14 protein-coding genes are annotated in these 17,658 nt (G+C 70.8%); 7 read left to right on the top strand and 7 right to left on the bottom strand.

Annotated features, from left to right (window positions below):
• Nucleotides 1–60: 60 nt before the first annotated feature.
• Together AB0A63_RS09435 and AB0A63_RS09440 are read left to right on the top strand one after the other, a co-directional pair.
• Nucleotides 61–2,115 (top strand): PQQ-dependent sugar dehydrogenase, encoded by a 2,055-nt coding sequence (locus tag AB0A63_RS09435; RefSeq protein ID WP_360387507.1) that lies wholly within the window; start codon nt 61–63, stop codon nt 2,113–2,115.
• A complete protein-coding gene (locus AB0A63_RS09440) occupies nt 2,115–3,041 on the top strand; it encodes a hypothetical protein (protein WP_360387510.1) in 927 nt (308 codons plus the stop codon). The genes AB0A63_RS09435 and AB0A63_RS09440 overlap by 1 nt, the downstream gene beginning before the upstream one ends.
• Nucleotides 3,042–3,091: 50 nt before the next feature.
• Here AB0A63_RS09440 and AB0A63_RS09445 read toward each other — a convergent pair whose 3' ends face one another.
• Together AB0A63_RS09445 and AB0A63_RS09450 are read right to left on the bottom strand one after the other, a co-directional pair.
• Nucleotides 3,092–5,161: a hypothetical protein gene (locus AB0A63_RS09445; protein ID WP_360387512.1), complete on the bottom strand. Its 2,070-nt coding sequence runs from the start codon at nt 5,159–5,161 to the stop codon at nt 3,092–3,094.
• Nucleotides 5,162–5,225: 64 nt separating this feature from the next.
• Nucleotides 5,226–6,401, bottom strand: a complete 1,176-nt coding sequence (locus tag AB0A63_RS09450) for an SGNH/GDSL hydrolase family protein (protein WP_360387514.1) — start codon at nt 6,399–6,401, stop codon at nt 5,226–5,228.
• A gap of 66 nt (nt 6,402–6,467) precedes the next feature.
• Between AB0A63_RS09450 and AB0A63_RS09455 the strand changes: the two genes are divergently transcribed.
• The 5 genes from AB0A63_RS09455 (at nt 6,468) to AB0A63_RS09475 (ending at nt 11,373) form a co-directional block, all read left to right on the top strand.
• Nucleotides 6,468–7,004, top strand: a complete 537-nt coding sequence (locus AB0A63_RS09455; RefSeq protein WP_360387517.1) for a class I SAM-dependent methyltransferase — start codon at nt 6,468–6,470, stop codon at nt 7,002–7,004.
• Nucleotides 7,005–7,654: 650 nt separating this feature from the next.
• Nucleotides 7,655–9,964 (top strand): nitrate- and nitrite sensing domain-containing protein, encoded by a 2,310-nt coding sequence (locus tag AB0A63_RS09460; protein ID WP_360388365.1) that lies wholly within the window; start codon nt 7,655–7,657, stop codon nt 9,962–9,964.
• A 38-nt stretch (nt 9,965–10,002) separates the two neighbouring features.
• Nucleotides 10,003–10,428, top strand: a complete 426-nt coding sequence (locus AB0A63_RS09465) for a roadblock/LC7 domain-containing protein (protein WP_360387520.1) — start codon at nt 10,003–10,005, stop codon at nt 10,426–10,428.
• Complete coding sequence (locus tag AB0A63_RS09470; protein ID WP_360387523.1) at nt 10,425–10,799, top strand: DUF742 domain-containing protein; 375 nt, start codon at nt 10,425–10,427, stop codon at nt 10,797–10,799. Before AB0A63_RS09465 ends, AB0A63_RS09470 begins: the two co-directional genes overlap by 4 nt.
• Nucleotides 10,780–11,373, top strand: coding sequence for an ATP/GTP-binding protein (locus AB0A63_RS09475; protein ID WP_360387526.1), 594 nt, complete (start codon nt 10,780–10,782; stop codon nt 11,371–11,373). The genes AB0A63_RS09470 and AB0A63_RS09475 overlap by 20 nt, the downstream gene beginning before the upstream one ends.
• 54 nt (nt 11,374–11,427) lie before the next feature.
• On the opposite strand, the gene AB0A63_RS09480 is transcribed toward AB0A63_RS09475, so the two are convergent.
• The 5 genes from AB0A63_RS09480 to AB0A63_RS09500 all read right to left on the bottom strand — a co-directional run bounded on the left by AB0A63_RS09480 (nt 11,428) and on the right by AB0A63_RS09500 (nt 17,426).
• Nucleotides 11,428–12,786 carry a tryptophanase gene (locus AB0A63_RS09480; protein ID WP_360387528.1) on the bottom strand — a complete coding sequence of 453 codons (1,359 nt, stop codon included), beginning with the start codon at nt 12,784–12,786 and terminating at the stop codon, nt 11,428–11,430.
• 30 nt (nt 12,787–12,816) lie between these two features.
• Entirely contained in the window at nt 12,817–13,911 is a 1,095-nt protein-coding gene (locus AB0A63_RS09485; RefSeq protein ID WP_360387531.1) for a tryptophan dimethylallyltransferase family protein, read from the bottom strand.
• 367 nt (nt 13,912–14,278) lie between these two features.
• Nucleotides 14,279–15,232 carry a lysyl oxidase family protein gene (locus AB0A63_RS09490; RefSeq protein WP_360387534.1) on the bottom strand — a complete coding sequence of 318 codons (954 nt, stop codon included), beginning with the start codon at nt 15,230–15,232 and terminating at the stop codon, nt 14,279–14,281.
• On the bottom strand, nt 15,208–16,551 hold the full coding sequence (locus AB0A63_RS09495) for an FAD-dependent oxidoreductase (protein ID WP_360387537.1): 1,344 nt from the start codon (nt 16,549–16,551) through the stop codon (nt 15,208–15,210). The genes AB0A63_RS09490 and AB0A63_RS09495 overlap by 25 nt, the downstream gene beginning before the upstream one ends.
• Nucleotides 16,551–17,426 carry a glycosyltransferase gene (locus tag AB0A63_RS09500; RefSeq protein ID WP_360387539.1) on the bottom strand — a complete coding sequence of 292 codons (876 nt, stop codon included), beginning with the start codon at nt 17,424–17,426 and terminating at the stop codon, nt 16,551–16,553. Before AB0A63_RS09500 ends, AB0A63_RS09495 begins: the two co-directional genes overlap by 1 nt.
• Nucleotides 17,427–17,658: the final 232 nt, after the last annotated feature.

The raw sequence follows: 17,658 nt of genomic DNA on the forward strand, positions 1-17,658 counted from the left end.
ACTGCTTGGAAAGCGCTTTCCGCGCCGTGCTGGCACGGCCTGGCCCACAGGGTGGTGGGGATGTACCGACGCTTGTTCCGGCTGGCCGCACCGATGATCCTGCTGTCATCGCTCCTCGTCCCGACCGCGTCCGCCCAGGACGCCCCGATCGCCGACCCGCTGCCGACGCCCGGCCAGTCCGGGATCGGCCTGGAGCTCACCGAGGTCGCGCGGCTGCCCGCGTCGCAACCGGTGCCGCCGCCGACGGACTCGCGGTTGCAGCGCTACAACCGGATCAACTACCTCGGCGAGGTGCCGGACGGGTCCGGCCGGTTGTTCGTGCCGGACATGAACGGCACGCTGTACCTGCTCGACGGCGGCACCCGGCACGCCTACCTGGACCTGGCCGCCGCGGTCGGACCCGACTTCCACAACCACCGCGGCCTGGGCAGCGGGTTCGGGTTCGCCGCGTTCCACCCGGACTTCCGGCGCACCGGCAGGTTCTTCACCGTGCACACCGAGACCGGGTCCGCGCTCACCGGCAAGAAGCCCGACCTGCCGTCCTCCGGCGAGACGCAGGTCCACGGCGTGGTCACCGAGTGGACCGCGGCGGACCCGAGCGCCGACGTCTTCTCCGGCACCCGCCGCGAGGTCCTGCGGGTCGGCTACGCCTCGTTCATCCACGGCTTCCAGGAGATCGGCTTCAACCCGACCGCACGCCCGCGGGACGAGGACTTCGGGTTGCTCTACCTGGCCTCCGGTGACGGCGGGATCGGCTTCACCACGGCGGTGCCGCAGGACCTCTCGCTGCCGCAGGGCAAGATCCTGCGCATCGACCCCGCCGGCACCGACGGCGCGAACGGCCGCTACGGCATCCCGCGCTCGAACCCGTTCGTGGGCAAGGCGGGCGCGCTGGGCGAGATCTACGCCTACGGCATGCGCGACCCGTACCGCTTCAGCTGGGACGCGGGCGGCACGCACAAGATGTTCATGGGCCACATCGGCGAAAAAGCCGTCGACGCCGTCTACGAGGTCCGCAAGGGCGCGAACCTCGGCTGGAGCGAACGCGAGGCGCAGTGGGTGTTCCGCCGCGGCGACCCGTCGTGCGGCGTGTTCCCGCTGCCCGCTGACGACGCGCGGTTCGGCTACACCTACCCGGTCACCGGGTTCGACCACAACCGGTCCTCCACCACGCGCCCGTGCGCGGACAGCGGCAACGCGTTGATGGGCGGGTTCGTCTACCGCGGCGCGAAGATCCCCTCGTTGCGCGGCAAGTACGTCTACGGCGAAGGCGTGAAGGGCCTGCTGTTCACCGCCGACGAACGCGCGTTGAGCGCAGGGCGGCCGTTCGCCGAGTCGCGCGAGCTGGCGGTGTACTCCGGCGGGCAGCGGACCACGTTGCAGGCGCTGGCCGGTGACCCCCGCGTCGACCTGCGGTTCGGGCAGGACGCGGCCGGTGAGCTGTACGTGCTGGCCAAGGCGAACGGCAAGGTCTGGAAGGTGACCGGCGCGCGCACGTTCGCCGCCTGCTCCACCGGCCACGACCTCGTCGCCGGCGCCACCTCGGAGCACTCGTGGGCACCGGTGACGCCGTCGCTGTGGCAGTTCCCCGGCCGCGAGGTCGTGCTGGCGCAGGCCGGCACGGCGCGACCCGGTCCGCGGCGGCCGTTCGAGTACGCGGTGCTGAGCAGGGGACCGGAGTTCGGCTCGGTGCAGGTCGACGCCTCCGTGCGGCTGGACACGCCGGTGGCGGAGCCGAACCGGGACGTGATCATCGTGTTCGGGTACCGCTCGGACACGGAGTTCTACTACGCACACCTGTCGTCGGACAACAGGACCTACCCGCACAACGGGATCTTCGTGGTGAACAACGCCGACCGGGTGCGCCTGGACCACCAGTGGGACGCCGTGCGTTCGGTCGGCGCGGCCCCGGCGGTCACCGACACGGCGTGGCACCGCGTCCGCGTCCGGCACTGCGCCGGCTCGGGGGAGATCGCGGTGTACCTGGACGGGTCGCGGTACCCGCTGATGACCGCTGTGGACCGGACGTTCACGTCCGGCCGGGTCGGGTTCGGCTCCTTCGACAACGTCGGCCGGCTGCGCGACCTCCTGGTGCGCGGTCAGGGGGTGCGGTGATGCGGCTGCTCACCCTGGTGGTGGCGGCGGTGTTCGCGGCCGGTCTCGCCGCACCCGCCTCGTCCGCTGCGCCGTCCGTGCTGCTAGCGCTGGCGCCGAACCTGTTGGCGCACTACGACTTCGAGCACCCGGTACCTGGGAACGCTGCCCTGGAACAGGACCGCGGCCGTTCGGGCACCGCGCTGTCGCTGGTCAACGGCGGCGCGGACATGCGGGTGCGCGACGGGGCGTACCGCGGCTCGCGCACCTCGGTGCAGCTCAAGCAGGTCAACCCCGCGACCGCCGGCAACGACGACTGGAAGGCAGGCCTCTACAGCGCGTCCGGCGTGCCGTCGCTGCGGGCGTTCAACGGCGCTCGTGAAGCGTCGATCCTGGGCTGGGTGAAGATGACGGGCCAGAACCCGGCCCCGAACTCGAACACCCCCGACCCGGACGACCTCTACGACGCCATCGGTCTCGCCGGTGTGCTGTCCGGTGACTCGAACGGCCACGCGGTGCGCGCGTTGCTGGAGCTCATCAGCGTGGACGGCTCCCTGAAGCTGGTCGCACTGGCCCGCCGGCTCGACGGCGGTGCCTCGCAGACGTTCGCGGCGTCGGCGGACTGGCGGGAGCTGCTGCCCGTGGGCGAATGGGTGTTCCTGGCGGCGACGTTCGACTTCGACACCGGCGAGATGGCGTTGTACCGCAACGGGAAGCCGCTGGCCGGTCGGTACGTGACGGCCGGCGACCCGTGGCGGCTGGAGGGCGAACCCGAACCGGACGTCGCGTCGGCCACCGACCCGCGCGGCCTCAAGGTCGGCGGCAGCTACCCGCAGAACGACCGCGAGGGCAACGCCTGCACCTGCCGGATGGACGGCCTGATGTTCCTGGACCGGGCCGCGCGACCGGGGGAGGTGGCCCTGCAGCACCGCCGGATGGCGCGCTAGGGCCTGTGTCGAGCGCCCGGCTGTCGCGAACACGGACCTCGACACAGGCCTTAAGCCTCCAGCAGGGCGGTGGCCGCCACGAACGCGGCCGCCGCCATCGGCCCGTCACCGGCCGCCAGCACGCGGTACTCCCGGACCGCGGCCGGCTGGTCGCCGAGCAGCTGGTAGCACTGCGCGACCAGGAACCGGGTCTCGTCGGCGGCCTGCTCCCAGCTCGCGTCCTCGGTCTTGAGGTGGTCGAGCCACGCCACGGCCTTGAGCCCGGCGTCGACGGCGTCCTCGTAGCGGCGTGCGGCGTAGTTCGCGTGCGTCAGGTGGAACCACTGCTCGACGGTGGCGTTGTTGCGGCGCTGGGCCTGTCCCACGGCCTCGTTGAGGTCGTCGACGGCGAGCTCCGGCATGCCGGCGTTGATCGTGCGCAGCGCCCGCAGGTAGCTCAGGTGCCCGGCGACGCGGGGGTGCTCCGGTGCCGTGCGCGTGATGTCCTCCGGCAGCAGGTACAGCGCCTCCAGGGCCTTTTCCGGCACGTCGTTGCGCACGAACGTCTCGTAGGCCTCCACCGGCGGCTGGCCGGTGAGCTGTGCTTCGAGGGCCTGCAGCGTGCCCAGGGCGAGCGGGTCGTGGGCGTGGCGCTTGCCCCGCTCGACGGCGGCCAGCGCCTGTTCGTGCTCGTTCTGGCCCGCCAGCACGTACGCGAGCCAGTACTCGCCCCACGCCTGGCCGTCGCCCACCTCGTGGAGCCGCTCGACGGCGTCCCTCACCGCGGCGACCCCGCCCTCGACGTCGCCCTCGTGCACGACCCACAGGCCGATCCAGCAGCGGGTGAGCTCCGCGCGCCGGTGGTCGCCGTGCTCCTCGTACGTGCGGGCGGCCCGGCGCAGGACCGTGCCGGTCTCGGGGCTCTGGAAGAACTTCGCGGTGAGCTCGTCGCGCTGGGCGCGCAGCGGTTCCGGCAGGTCGTCGCCCACCAGGGACAGGCACACGCGCGCCTCGTCGGGTTCGCAGCGCAGGTCGTGCAGCTCGGAGCGGCGCAGCAGCTCGGCGTCGCTCAGCCGCGGCGGTGGCGCGGGGAGCGGCGGGCGGCTGGTGGGGTACAGCGGCAGGAAGTCGACGAGCTGCTCTGCTTCGAGCTTGCGCCGGACGCGGTCGCCGCACGCCGTGGTGGCGTTGCGGCGGTCGAACCGCGCGGCCAGGTCCTGCGCGAGCGCGCGCAGGCGGCGTTCGGTGTCCATCCAGCCGAGCTGGCGGGTGAGCAGGGTGGCGGAGGCGGCGTACTCCATTGTGGCCAGTGGGCGTTTGCGCTCGCCCAGCTCCTCCACCGGTCCGAGCCAGATCGTGCCCTCGCTCAGGTTGCCGGTGAGCGCGCAGAACTGCGCCATCCCGCCGTGGTCCTCCAACCGCGAGTACTCGCCGGACATCCCGCGCGTGAGCCGCCGGAACGTGAGCGCCGCGTCCTCCCACCGGCCCGCACGGGCCAGCGGTAACAGCACCAGGTGCCGCACCCGCGTCGTCAGCTCGTCGGACACCCCTGGCTCGCGCAGGAACGGTTCAGCCAGCCGCAGCGCCTGCTCCTCGTCACCCAGCGCCAGCAGGTGGTCGATCCGGTGGGCGTCGAGCCACGGGTCCTCCGGTGCGGTCGCCGCGACCTGCCGCGCGAACGCCTCCCGCGCCCACGCCAGGTCGCCGACGTGCACCGCGATCCCGTGGTGCGCCCGGTAGACGTCGCCCAGCGGCAGGTCCCGCTGCCGGAACCGGTGCTCCAGGTCCGCCGCGCTCGCGTGGATCTCCGACAGCGCCCGCTCCGGGAAGTCCACCATGGCCTCGACCAGCCACGCGTACCACTCCAGCAGCTCGGCCTCGTCGTCGCGCTCAAACCGCCACGGCCGGTGCTCGTGCTCCTGCAGGCACTCCTCCAGCAGCGGGTACACGAGGTCCCAGCGCCCGTCCGTCTGGTGCGCGGCCGCCAACTCCCTGCGCGCCAAGAAGGTCACACGCGGTGCGTCCGCGGCGTCCGCGCGCCGCACGACCTCCTCCAACGCCGCCGTGCGCTCGTCGCCGTGGTCACGGGCGACGACCTCGTTCAGGTCCACCCACAGCTCACGGCCCCCTGGAGTGATCACACCGCGAGCTTAGCCACCCCCGTGCGCGAGCAGTCGAAGATCAGCACGCCCTGGGCCGTGTGGCTCAGAGCGCCGCCACCCGCACCGCCCGTGCCATCGCCTCGAACCCCTTGTCACCGGGGTGCAGGTGGTCGCCCTGGTCGTACTCCGGCCTGATCCGCTGCGGGTCGGCCGGGTCGCGGACCACCGCGTCGAAGTCCACCACCGCGTCGAACTCGGCGCTGCCGCGGATGTGGGCGTTGACCGCCTGTCGCACCTGTTCGAGCTCGGGGGTGTAGCTGTACCAGCCCTTGAACGGCGTGATCGTCGCGCCCACCACGCGCAGGCCGCGGTCGTGGGCGCGGGCGGCGATCTGCCGCAGGGCCGCGATGATCTTCTCCGGGTTCGTCTCGTGCGGGGTCTGCTGGATGTCGTTGATGCCCTCGAACACGATCACCGTGCGGACGCCGGACTGGGTCAGCACGTCGCGGTTCAGCCGGGCCAGGGCGTTCGGTCCGGCCGAGCCGCCGTCGAGGAGCAGGCGGTTGCCGCTGATGCCCGCGTTCACGATGCCGTAGCGGGTGTTGACGCGGTCGGCGAGCTGGTCGGGCCAGCGCAGGTTGGCGCCCCAGGTGGAGTTCGCACCGTCGGTGATGGAGTCGCCCAGTGCGACCACGCTGCCGCGCAACGTGGACGAGCGCACGTCGACGCCCGAGACGTAGTGCCAGGCGGTCGTGCGCTCGCGGTAGGCGGCGCCCGACTCGGCGGCGGTGTGGTTGCCCTCGCGGGTCAGGTACGAGTTCTGCATCGTGAGCTGGTGGTGGGTGACCGGGCCGCCCGCCGCCGGCGTGAAGACCGAGACCAGCAGGTCGGAGTCGGCGGGCACGGTCAGCGCCACGCCGTCGCTCACCACGTCGGCACCGGGCGGGGCGGTGATGGACGCCGCGCCGCCCCACGTGAGGGTGCGCATGGTGCCGGGCAGCGCGGACGGGGTGTCCGGTCCGGCCGCCAGCGCCACGGTGACCTGCCCGAACAGCACCGGTGTGCGGCCGTAGGCGTTGGACAGCCGCACGCGGATCTCACGACCGCCCGCGCTCACGTGGACGATGTTGCGGAACGAGTGGTTCGCGTAGCCGTTCTCCGTGCCGGGGACCGCGGAGGACGGTGCGGCGGCCCAGGTCCCGAACCACCGGGCGGGAGCAGCCTGCGCGGGAGAGGCCGCGGCCACGACCAACGCCACTGCCAGCAGAAAGCGCGTCATGCACTCGACCTTGGCAGCGCTCCCACACGCGCGGTATCCGCCGATCCGAGGGTTAGGCTCGGGTCCGTGTGGAACGGAGCGGAGTACCAGGCCAGGTTCGACGAGCTCGCCGCGTCGGGAGTGGACGTGCACGGCGAAGCGACCTTCGTGCGGGCGTACGGGCCCACGTCCGTGCTGGACGCCGGGTGCGGCACCGGGCGGGTCGGGATAGAGCTGGCCCGGCACGGCATCGAGGTCGTCGGTGCCGATGTGGACGCGTCCATGCTGGCCACGGCGCGCGCCAAGGCCCCGGAGATCGACTGGGTCGAGTCCGATCTGGCCGCACTGGACCTCGGCCGGGTCTTCGACGTGGTGGTGATGGCGGGCAACGTGCCGCTGTTCACCCCGCCCGGCACGCAGGGCGCCCTGGTCGCGGGGGTCGCGCGGCACGTCGACACCGTCCTCGTCGCGGGGTTCGGCCTCGACCGCGGGTACTCGGCCGACGAGTACGACCGGCACTGCGCGGACGCGGGCCTGGAGCTGGCCGAGCGCTACGCGACGTGGGACCGCGCCGAGTTCCGCGGCGGCGACTACGCGGTCTCGGTCCACCGCCGGGCCGGGTGAGGGCCGGAGGGACTTCGGGCGCGAAGTGGTCGCGGCTGCCGAGCCGGTGCTGCCCGAGCTGTACGACGCGGTGCTCGCGCGGCTGCCTGGGGACGAGGCCGAGCGGTGCCTGCTCGGTGTGCGCGCGTCCCGGTGCTGGTGCGCGCGGGTTTCCCGGTGCAACCGGACAGCGGGCTGCCCGAACGGGCCGCGGTGCGTTCTTCGGTTAGCACAAACCGGTGCGGCCGTCGAGATGTGCGCTGTGAATTTCCGAAACAACCGAAGGCTCGTTCATGTGATTCGGTTCACATTGTCAGCGAATCCAAATCGGTCAACCCGCTGTCAAGCGGCGCGGCAATTCGTGTCGTTCTCTCTGCTCGAACGGTGTTTGGCGTGCTCCTGACGGACCAGCCTTGCGCTGCTCCGTATGCTGAGATGCGCACGTGGACCTGGGTGTCGCCGTGGCCGGTTGACTGAGTACCCTGCTCGGCAACCGCAATGCATGATCATCTACGGTTGGTCGTGCTGTTCTCGCGGTGCTATCTTTCCGTCGCCAATTCAGGTGGTCGTGGAGCGTTGTGAAGCTGAAGAACGTGCCTGACACAAATTACAAGACAATTCGGTCCCGGCTCACCGGTGTTGTCGTTGTTCCCAGCATCGTGCTTCTGGTGATGTGGGTGCTGTTCTCGTCGTACACCGTGTTCGACGGTCTCTACCTGCGGCTGGTCGCCTCGGGTGTGCGGGACGCGTCGATTCCGGCGGTGCAGTCGTTCGCGTCCCTGCAGAAGGAACGCGAGCTCAGCATGACGAACCTGAGCCGGCCGGGTTCGGGTAGTTCCGCACTGCAGAAGCAGTGGCTGGAAACCGACTCCGACCTCAGCACGATGAAGACCGCGTTCACCGATCTCGCCGCCCAGGCGCCGCAGGAGGTCGTGGACAGCATCGGCAGGCTCAACGGGCTGCTGGACCAGCTGCCGCAGCAGCGTGCCGTGATCGAGGCGGGCACCGCGTCCAAGGCCGAGGTCTACCGCTTCTACAACAGCGTGCTCGACGCGGGCGCCTCGCTCTACAACACGCAGGCCCGCATCGTCCCCGACGCGCCCACGGTGCAGAGCGCCCTGGCCGCCGTGCAGTACTTCCAGGCCGCCGACTCGATGTCGCGCGCCGGGTCCGTCGCCGCCGGTGCGCTCACCGCCGGCCGGTTCACGCCCGAGGACCACCGCGAGTTCGTCTACCTCGTCGGCGCGTACCGCTCGTCGCTCAACGCGATCGAGCCCAACGCGCTGAAGGAGGTGCGCGACCACTACCAGCGCGTGATCACCAGCCCGTCCTGGCAGCAGCTGGGCGCGCTGGAGAACCGCCTGCTGCAGAACGCGGAACGGCCCATCGGCAACTCCGTCGGGGCCTCCGACTGGGAGACCGCCAGCCGCGCCGTGTCCACCGAGCTCACCACGATGGTGCAGGAGCAGTCCAACGGCGCCGTGAACGTCGCGCTGGAGAACGGCGAGAACAAGTTCAACACCGTCCTCATCGGCAGCCTCGTCGCCCTGCTCGCGGTCATCGCCGGCATCTTCGTCGCCGTCCGCATCTCCAACCGGCTGGTCAACAAGGCGTTGATCGTGCGCCTGACCAGCCTGAAGAGCGACTCGCTCAAGCTCGCCCACGAGCGCCTGCCCGACATCGTCGAGCGGCTGCGCGAGGGCAAGCACGTCGACGTCGCCGCCGAGGTCCCCTCGCTCGACTACGGCAACGACGAGATCGGCCAGGTGGCCGACGCGTTCAACGCCGCGCAGTACACCGCCGTCGCCGCGGCGGTCAAGGAGAGCCAGACCCGTGAGGGCGTCAACCGGGTCTTCCTCGACATCGCGCGCCGCAACCAGGGCCTGGTGCACCGCCAGCTGAAGATCCTGGACCGGCTGCAGCACGAGGAGGAGAACCCCGAGCAGCTCGACGCGTTCTTCCAGCTCGACCACCTCGCCACCCGCGCGCGCCGCAACGCGGAGAACCTGATCATCCTCACCGGCGAGCAGCCGGGCCGGCAGTGGCGCAAGCCCGTGCGCATGCTCGACGTGGTGCGCGCGGCCGTCGCGGAGACCGAGCAGTACGCGCGGGTCAAGGTGAACCCGGTGCCCGAGGTGGCGCTCACCGGTGCCGCCGTCGCCGACACGATCCACCTGATCGCCGAGCTCGTCGACAACGCCACCTCGTTCTCCCCGCCGCGCTCGCAGGTCGAGGTGCACACCAGCGAGGTGCCGCAGGGCATCGTCGTGGAGATCGAGGACCAAGGCCTGGGCATCAAGGCCGAGGACCGCGAGCTGCACAACCAGATGCTGGCCGCGCCGCCCGACTTCGAGGCGATGCGCCTGCGTGGTGAGTCGCGCCTGGGCCTGTTCGTCGTCGCACGCCTCGCCGCGCGCCGCGGCATCCGGGTCGAGCTGCGCGAGTGCTCCTCCGGCGGCACGATCGCGCTGGTGCTCATCCCGGCCGAGCTGCTCGCGGGCGACGCGGGCGCGGCCGACACCACGGACGTGCCGCAGCTTCCCCGGCCCTCCTACCGCCAGCAGGTGCAGCAGGTGCGCCCTGAGACCCACGTGCCGTCGCAGGCACGCCCGCCGGCGGAGTCGGGGTCCGAGCTGGACCAGTTCTGGGCGGGCGCCTCGACCAAGGGCCACGTGCCGGTCACCGGCACCGACGGCACCGAGCTGTCCCGCGCGCACACCCGGCCGGAGAGCTGGCCCACCGACACCGACACCGCCGCGGGAGGTGGCGAAGTGCGCCAGGACGAACGGCCGCAGCTGCCGCGCCGGCAGCGGCAGCAGCACCTCGTGCCCCAGCTGGCGACCGACGACCTGCGTCCCGATCCCGACTTCACCGAGTTCGACGCCGAGGAACGGGCCGAACGCGCCCGTGACGGCCTGTCCGCGTTCCAGCGCGGCGCTCGTGACGCCAGGACCGCGGACCCCCACGACCTCGAACCGTGATGCGCACTGGGACTCCGGAAAGCGAAAGGCGATTTCCCATGGAAGAGATGACCGGCGGGCAGGCCAAGCTCAACTGGCTGCTGGACGACCTCGTGAGCAGAGTGGTCGGTGCTCGGCACGCGGTGGTGCTCTCCGCTGACGGTCTGCTGCTGGCCCGTTCGCCCGAGCTGTCGAAGGACGACTCAGACCACCTCTCCGCCATGGCGTCGGCGTTCCAGTCGCTCGCCCGCGGCACCGGCCGGCACTTCGGCGGCGGCCAGGTGCGCCAGACCATCGTGGAGATGGAGCGCGCGTACCTGTTCGTCACCGCGGCCGGGCAGGGTGCCTGCCTCGCCGTCGTCGGTGACGAGGACGCGGACATGGGCATGATCGCCTACGAGATGAACATGCTCGTGAAGCGCGTGGGCGGTTACCTGTCCACCGCGCCGCGCACCCCGTTGCCCAGCGCACTCGGGTTGTCATGACCGTCCACTCGGGAGACTGGTGGTACGACGAGGCGGCCGGCCCGCTCGTCCGGCCCTACGCGCTGGTCAGCGGCCGCACCCGGCCGGTGTGGGGCGATCTGCACCTCACGACCCAGGTGCGGTCGATCCGCACCTCGAACGACCCCGCCTCGCTCTCGGTGGAGCACACCGAGATCATGAAGCTGTGCCGCAAGCCGTTGTCCGTCGCGGAGGTCGCCGCGTACCTGCACGCACCGCTGGTCGTGGTGAAGGTGCTGCTGAGCGACCTGATCCAGCGCGGAGACGTCATCACCCGCGACCCGTCGCGGATGGCGACCGCGATGGACATGAACCTACTGCAGAAGGTGCTGGATGGTGTCCGTGCAATCTGACCAGCGCGACGACGACCTCGCCGTCCCCGTCGCCGTCAAGATCGTCGTCGCCGGCGGGTTCGGCGCGGGCAAGACCACGCTGGTCGGGTCGGTCAGCGAGATCACCCCGCTGCGCACCGAGGAGCTCCTCACCGCCGCGGGTGAGGAGATCGACGACATCGTCGGCGTCGAGGGCAAGAACACGACGACGGTCGCGCTGGACTTCGGCCGCATCACGATCAACACCGAGCTGGTGCTGTACCTGTTCGGCACACCGGGCCAGGACCGGTTCTGGTTCATGTGGGATGAGCTGGCCTCCGGTGCGATCGGTGCCGTGGTGCTGGTCGACACCCGCAGGCTGGAGACCGGGTTCGCGGCGATCGACTTCTTCGAACGCCGCCAGATCCCGTTCGTGGTCGCGGTGAACTGCTTCGACGGCAGCTACTCCTACACCGAGGCCGAGGTGCGCCACGCCCTCGACGTCGGTGACGCGGTGCCGTTGGTGCTGTGCGACGCCCGTGACCGCGAGTCGTCGAAGGCGGTGCTGGTGCGGGTGATCGAGCACGCGATGAGCCGCATCGGCGTGCCCGCCTGATCTTCGCGCAGGACCGGAAGGCCCCTCGGTGGTGACCCGAGGGGCCTTCTCGCGTCAGCGGACCTGGGCGAGGCGGGCGCGGAACGGGCGCAGGACGGCGGGTGCCTCGGTGAGGCGGTAGCCGGGCACCGACTCGGGGTCCTTGGCGATGCCGGCGAGCGTCTCGGCGACGTACTCCAGGTGGCTGCGGGTGTAGACGCGGCGCGGGATCGCGAGGCGCACCAGCTCGAACGGCGCCGGCGTCAGCAGCTCACCGGACTCGTCGATCTCACCGAGGTACAGCGACCCCAGCTCGGCGCACCGCACACCGCCCGCCAGGTACAGCTCCGAGGCCAGCGCGTGACCGGTGAACCGGTGCGACGGGATGTGCGGCAGCAACCGGCCCGCGTTGAGGTACACCGCGTGCACACCGGCGGGACGCACGCTCTCCACACCGGCCTGGCGCGCGCACTCGGCCAGGTACGCGGTGGCCTCGGCCCGCTCCTTGAGGTACGCCGGGTGCGTGACCTCCATCAGGCCCTGCGCGCACATGTCCAGGTCACGACCGGAAAGCCCGCCGTAGGTGCGGAAACCCTCGGTGGCGATCAGCAGCAGCTCGCACTGCTCGGCCAGGTCGGGGTCGGTGAGGGCGAGCATCCCTCCGATGTGGACGATGCCGTCCTTCTTCAGGCTCACCACGCACCCGTCGGCGAGCCGGAACGCGAGCTTCGCGACGTCGCGCGGGCTGTGGTCGCGGTACTTCTCCTCCCGCTGCGTCACCAGCCACGCGTTCTCGGCGAACCGGGCCGCGTCGAGGAAGAACGGCACCCCGAACCGGCGGCACAGCGCGCTGACGGCCTCCAGGTTCGCCATCGACACCGGCTGCCCGCCGCCGCCGTTGTTGGTGATCGTCATCAGCACCAGGCCGACGTCCTCCGGCCCGGACAGCACCGCCTCCAGCGCTACGAGGTCGATGTCGCCCTTGAACGGCGCGTCGCTGTCGAGGTCGGCCGCTGCCGGGCAGGGCAGGTCGCGCACCACGCCGCCGACGAGCTCCACGTTCGCGCGGGTGGTGTCGAAGTGGGTGTTGCCCACGGAGAGCTGGCCGGGCTTGAGCAGCGCGGAGAACAGGATCCGCTCGGCGGCACGGCCCTGGTGCACCGGGTAGATGTGCGGGAAGCCGGTCAGCTCCTCGGCCACCTCGCGGAACCGGAAGAACGACCGGGCGCCCGCGTAGGTCTCGTCACCGCGCATGCCCGCGGCCTGCTGCTCGGCCGAGAGCGCACCGGTGCCGGAGTCGCTCAGCAGGTCGATCGTGACGTCGTCGGCGGTGAGGTTGAACTGGTTGTACCCCGCCTCGGCGTAGCGGCGCTCGCGGTAGTCGCGGGTGGTGATGGGGATGGGCTCGACGACCTTGATGCGGTACGGCTCCACGACACTGCCTTCTTTCCTCGTACTGCGGCACTACGACGACATGGCTGTGGTTCGGGGAGGGGTCACGTCGTACGCCTCGGAGGACAGGTAGACCGTGACGCCGGGGCGCGGCCGGCCCAGGCGCAGCGAGACGTGGGCGATGAGGCCGACGCCGTCACCCAGCGGCCTGCGCACGATGCTCGTCAGCGCCAGCACGAACGGCGTCGGGTCGAGGCCGCACCTGGTCATGATCGCGAGGACCCGCTCGCACGCCTCCAGGTCGTCCTGCACGTAGTCGCGCACCGGGATGTAGACCGAGTAGCCGCCCGGCCGTTCGGTGTCGCCGGCGAGGAAGTTGTAGGCCGACATCAGCGGGCGCCGGGTGAACGGGCCGGGGCCGGCACCGGCGATCGCGCAGACGTCCGCCAGCAGCTCCAGGTCCACCCCGGGCACCGCGGCCGCCGCGTGCGTGACGTCGGCGATCTCGGCGGAGTCGTGCGAGACGTAGGTCTTCACCCGCGCGCGGTGGTCGTCCATCAGGTCGAGGGCGAAGAACGAGAACCGGTCCAGGCCCTCACGGCGCAGGGCGTGCCGGGCGACGGCGGGGAAGGCGGGGCCGAGGCCGAGGCGGTCCAGCGCCGCGCTGACGAGCTCGGTGCCGCGTCCGGGGCCGCGCACGTCGGGGTTGAGGTAGACCTTGATCGCCGGTGCCGCGTGGGCCCCGACGATCAGCGAGTACCAGAACGAGAAGGCGCCCTGCGGGTCCTCCGGCAGGAAGAGGTCGCGGACCTGGTCGAGCTGGCGCAGGTCGAGGTCGTACCGGGCGGCGAGCTGGTCGAGCACGGCCAGCGCCGCGGTCAGGTTGGCCCGGCTGTCCGGCTGTTCGGCGAGCGACTCCACGATCATCCGCACCGCGGGTGGTTCGTTCCTGGCCAAAGCGACCGAGAATTCAACAGGTGTGTGGTCGTCGGCGACCGATGACGGCCACGACGGAACAGCGGACAACGGGCGCAGTGCGCCGGGTCCCAATGCGTCACCCAGCAACGCCGTCGAACTGCGCGCCGAATCCGCTAATCCGACAGCGCGCAACAGGCTCTGCAGTTGCCCAACGGCGAAATCGCGCAGGGTGAAGTCTGCCGTGCTCAAGACAGGGTCTCCTGATCGGCTGGGGAATCAGGTCAGGGCACAGTCCGGTCGGGGTGGAATGCGAAGTGAATTCTCTCAACTCACCACATGGCCAGGTCAAGGTCCAACGGGGTTGCGTGTGGCACTCTCCACTGTGATCAAAATTGCACTGCTCGGACTATTGACGTGAGCGCGAATGCAGTTCTCGAACAGTGTTCGGTTGCGCGAACTGGCGAATTGTGTTCGGAGTGCCGATGTGCTAGTGGTGAACGCGGTTTCGCAGAGTGAGTAGTTTGTGCTGCTAACTGGTTGTGTGGTAAAGCGCGCGAGAAACGCGAAACGGGGTGCCCGCGACTGCGGACACCCCGTTTCGGTATTCGAACCGGTACTACCTCGACTCGGCGCACCGCTCCCGGCCGGGACAGCTGCGCAGCAGCTTCACCGACGGCGCGAACGTGATCGTCGCGGGCGGCTGCACCGCGCCGCGCGGCCACTGCAGCGAGATCGCGATCGACGACGCGTTGTTGCTGTAGTCCTTCTCCAGCAACGCCCGGTCGGAGTTCGCGGCGTTGACCACGTCGTAGACACCCGACGGCACGTGCGTGAGGTCGAGCCACTGGAAGTCGACCCGGTGCTTGTAGTCGTCGCCGGAGCCGACGGAGATCCCGAACAGGACGTCCTGCGCGGCCGGGTTGTGGTGCTCGCACATGTGCCCGTTGAGCCGGGCCGCCAGCTGGCCCTCCGGCGTGGCCGGGTCGAGCGGGCGCCGCGGCAGGTCGTCCACGACGTCGTAGCGGTCGCCGATGCAGAAGCCGTTCTTGCGGTCGGTCACGACCACGCCGCCGTCGGGCCTGCGCAGCTGGAAGTACTCGAAGTTGAGCAGGTGCCAGTGCTGGTGCGACTCCGCCGGTTCGTAGTAGGCGCTCGAGGTGGTCTCGCGCCGCGCCTCGGCGTACGTGCGCGCGATCGAACCATCCACACCGGACTGGATCGACTGGCGCACCTTCATAGTCGGCACGTCGGTGCTGTCGCGGTGCGCGTGCAGCAGCAGGGGACCGTCGCCGACGTTGTCGATGGACGTGGTGAACCGCAGGCGCACCGCCTCGATCCGGCCGCCCTCGCGAGCGCACTTGCCGCGCGGCTTCGAGGCGTCCTCGACCAGGCACACGTCCCAGTCGCGGCACGTGTCCGGGTTGCCGGCGAACCCGCCGGGGCACCCGATCGGCGCCTGCCGCAGGTCGGGCAGCAGCGGCGCGGAGTCGGCGTGGACCTGCTGGGAGGAAACGAGGGTGGCTGCGGTGACCGTGAGAGCGGTGATCACCGCGCCGATTCTGCTGACCATGCGTCGATCTCCTGGGGCGTGGGCCTCCTGGCGGCGCGCAGGAGGCGGTCGGTCACCGAGTTCGCGAGCTCGACGCTCGAGTTCCAGCTGGTGACGTTCGGGTAGACGTGGGCGGTCGTGGCGAGCAGCAGCCGGGTGCCGGGCACCTCGACGGCCGGCCGGTCGGTCAGGTAGCCCAGCGGGTACACCGGTTCCACGAACGGCGCCTTGAACGTGCGCACCTCGTCGAAGTCCGCCGGCGACAAGCCAGGGTGCAGGGCCAGCAGCTGCTCCGTCCACCGCCGTGCGATCGAGGTCTCGTCCTCGCGGTACAGCGCGGAGTCGCGGTCGGTGTAGCGCATGACGTACACGAGGTGGCGGCCGTCGTAGGGTTCGGTGCCCGCCAGCGCGGACATCTCGATCACGCCGTCGAAGTCGGTGCCCGAGCGCAGCACCGGCGCCCAGTAGTGCCCCGACAACGGCTTGCGCAGGAAGAACAACGTGTTCACGACGCCCTGGTAGCGCAACCGCACGTCGGGCAGCCGCCGGGCCAGCTCCTCGTCGGCGATACCGCGCAACGCGGGCAGCGGAACGGTGGAGACCGCGTGGTCCGCCACCAGCGACTCGCCGTCGGCCAGCGTCACGACCACCCGCTCGCCCCTGGTCTCCACGCGGGCCACGGGAGCCGAGGTGCGCACGACACCGCCACCGTCCTCAATGGACCGGCGCAGCGCGTCGACCACGTTCTTGTAGCCACCGGCCGGGTAGCCGCGCACCGAGTCGTTGCTCTCCCGGCCCAGGCGCTGCCACAGGTACAGCGCGGGCACGTCGCCGAACGCCGAACCGAACTTGGCGCCGAACAGCGGGGCGAGCAGCGTGCTCCACACGGCGTCGCCGTACAACCCCCGCAGCCAGTCCTCGGTGCGCAGGCGGTCGAGGTCCTTGCCCTTGCCCAACCGCCGCAGCAGCAGCGAGACCACGCCGAAGCGCACCCGGTCCGGCAGGCTCAGCGCCCGGAACCGCAGCAGGTCCAGCGCGGAGTTGAACGGGTGGTGCGCGCCCTCGACGACCATGCCCATGGTGGTGCGCCGCCAGCCGATGCTCTCGCGCAGGCCCACGTCGTCCAACAGGCCGAGCAACGCGTCGTCGGTCGGCATCACGCAGTGGTAGAAGCGTTCCACCCACCGGCCCCGCGACGGGAAGAACGTGCCGAGCCCGCCGAGCTGGTCGCTGCTCTCGAGCACCGTCACCGGCAGGCCGGCCCGCACGAGCCGGTGTGCGGTGGCGAGGCCGCAGATGCCTCCGCCGATCACGACGACGTTGCGCACTGGCGTCGCCATCAGAGCTTCCGGTACGGCACGGGCGCGAGGCGGTCACGCGTGAGCAGCAACAGGTACTGGGTCAGCGTCCGGCCGAGCCGGAGCTTGCTGGCGCCGGGCTTGCGGTCGTAGCGCAGCCGGAACGGGATCTCGCTGACCACCGGCCCGCAGTGGCGCAGCTTCAGCAGCAGCTCGACCATGCAGGCGAACCCGCGTTCCTCGACCAGCCGCTCGCCCCAGTGCGCGGCGGCCCGGCGCAGCAGGCTCACCCGGTAGGCGCGGAAGCCGCTGGTGAAGTCCTGGATGCCGTCGAAGTGCAGCACCCGGCCGAACACGACGCGCGCGCCGCGGGACAGGAACCGGCGGAAGCGCGGTGCGGTCGAGTCGTCGCCGCCGTCGACGAAGCGCGAGCAGATCACCACGTCCGCGCCGGCCGCGATCTCCCCGAGCAGCGGGGAGATCAGTCGCGGGTCGTGCGTGTCGTCGGCGTCCATCACGACCAGGACGTCGTCCGCCGCGGCCGCGTCGAGCACCGCACGCAGCCCGGACTGGACGGCCTGGCCGAGGCCGAGGTTCACCGGGTGGCGCACCAGCCGGACGTCCAGGCCGCGGACGCCCGCCACGCAGTCGCCGGTGCCGTCGGAGGAACCGTCGTCGACCACCCACACCGTGATCCGGTCGGACAGCTCGACGCCGGCGATGCGCCGCAGCAGCGCCGGGAGTGCGACCGCCTCGTTGTAGGCGGGGAGCACGACGTGCACGTCGCCGCACGGCCGGGCGTCGTTCTGCGCGGCTTGGGCCGTCTGCACGGACTGCCGGACGGGCTGCTGCACGACCTGCACGGTCGTCGTCGCGTGCCCGGCCGATTGCCGGACGCCGTTTTCGCCGACTTTCACTCAATGCCCCCACTTCGGTGGCTCGCGGTTGGTGCCATGAATTATTGACACGACGTGCTAAAGCTTTTGAGACGCCCCTGGCGTAGACCAGGGCAGTAGTACGCCGAAAGCTCACCAATTGCATTCGCTCAGCACACCGAAGAGGGAAATTTGATACCCGAAGAGCTGAATTTAAGCCCCTCGTTAACTCTTTCGTGTCGCTGTGCCGTCCACTCTCCATCGATCGGATGAT

Source organism: Lentzea sp. NPDC042327, assembly GCF_040647275.1.
In the GTDB taxonomy this organism is placed as follows: Bacteria; Actinomycetota; Actinomycetes; order Mycobacteriales; family Pseudonocardiaceae; genus Lentzea.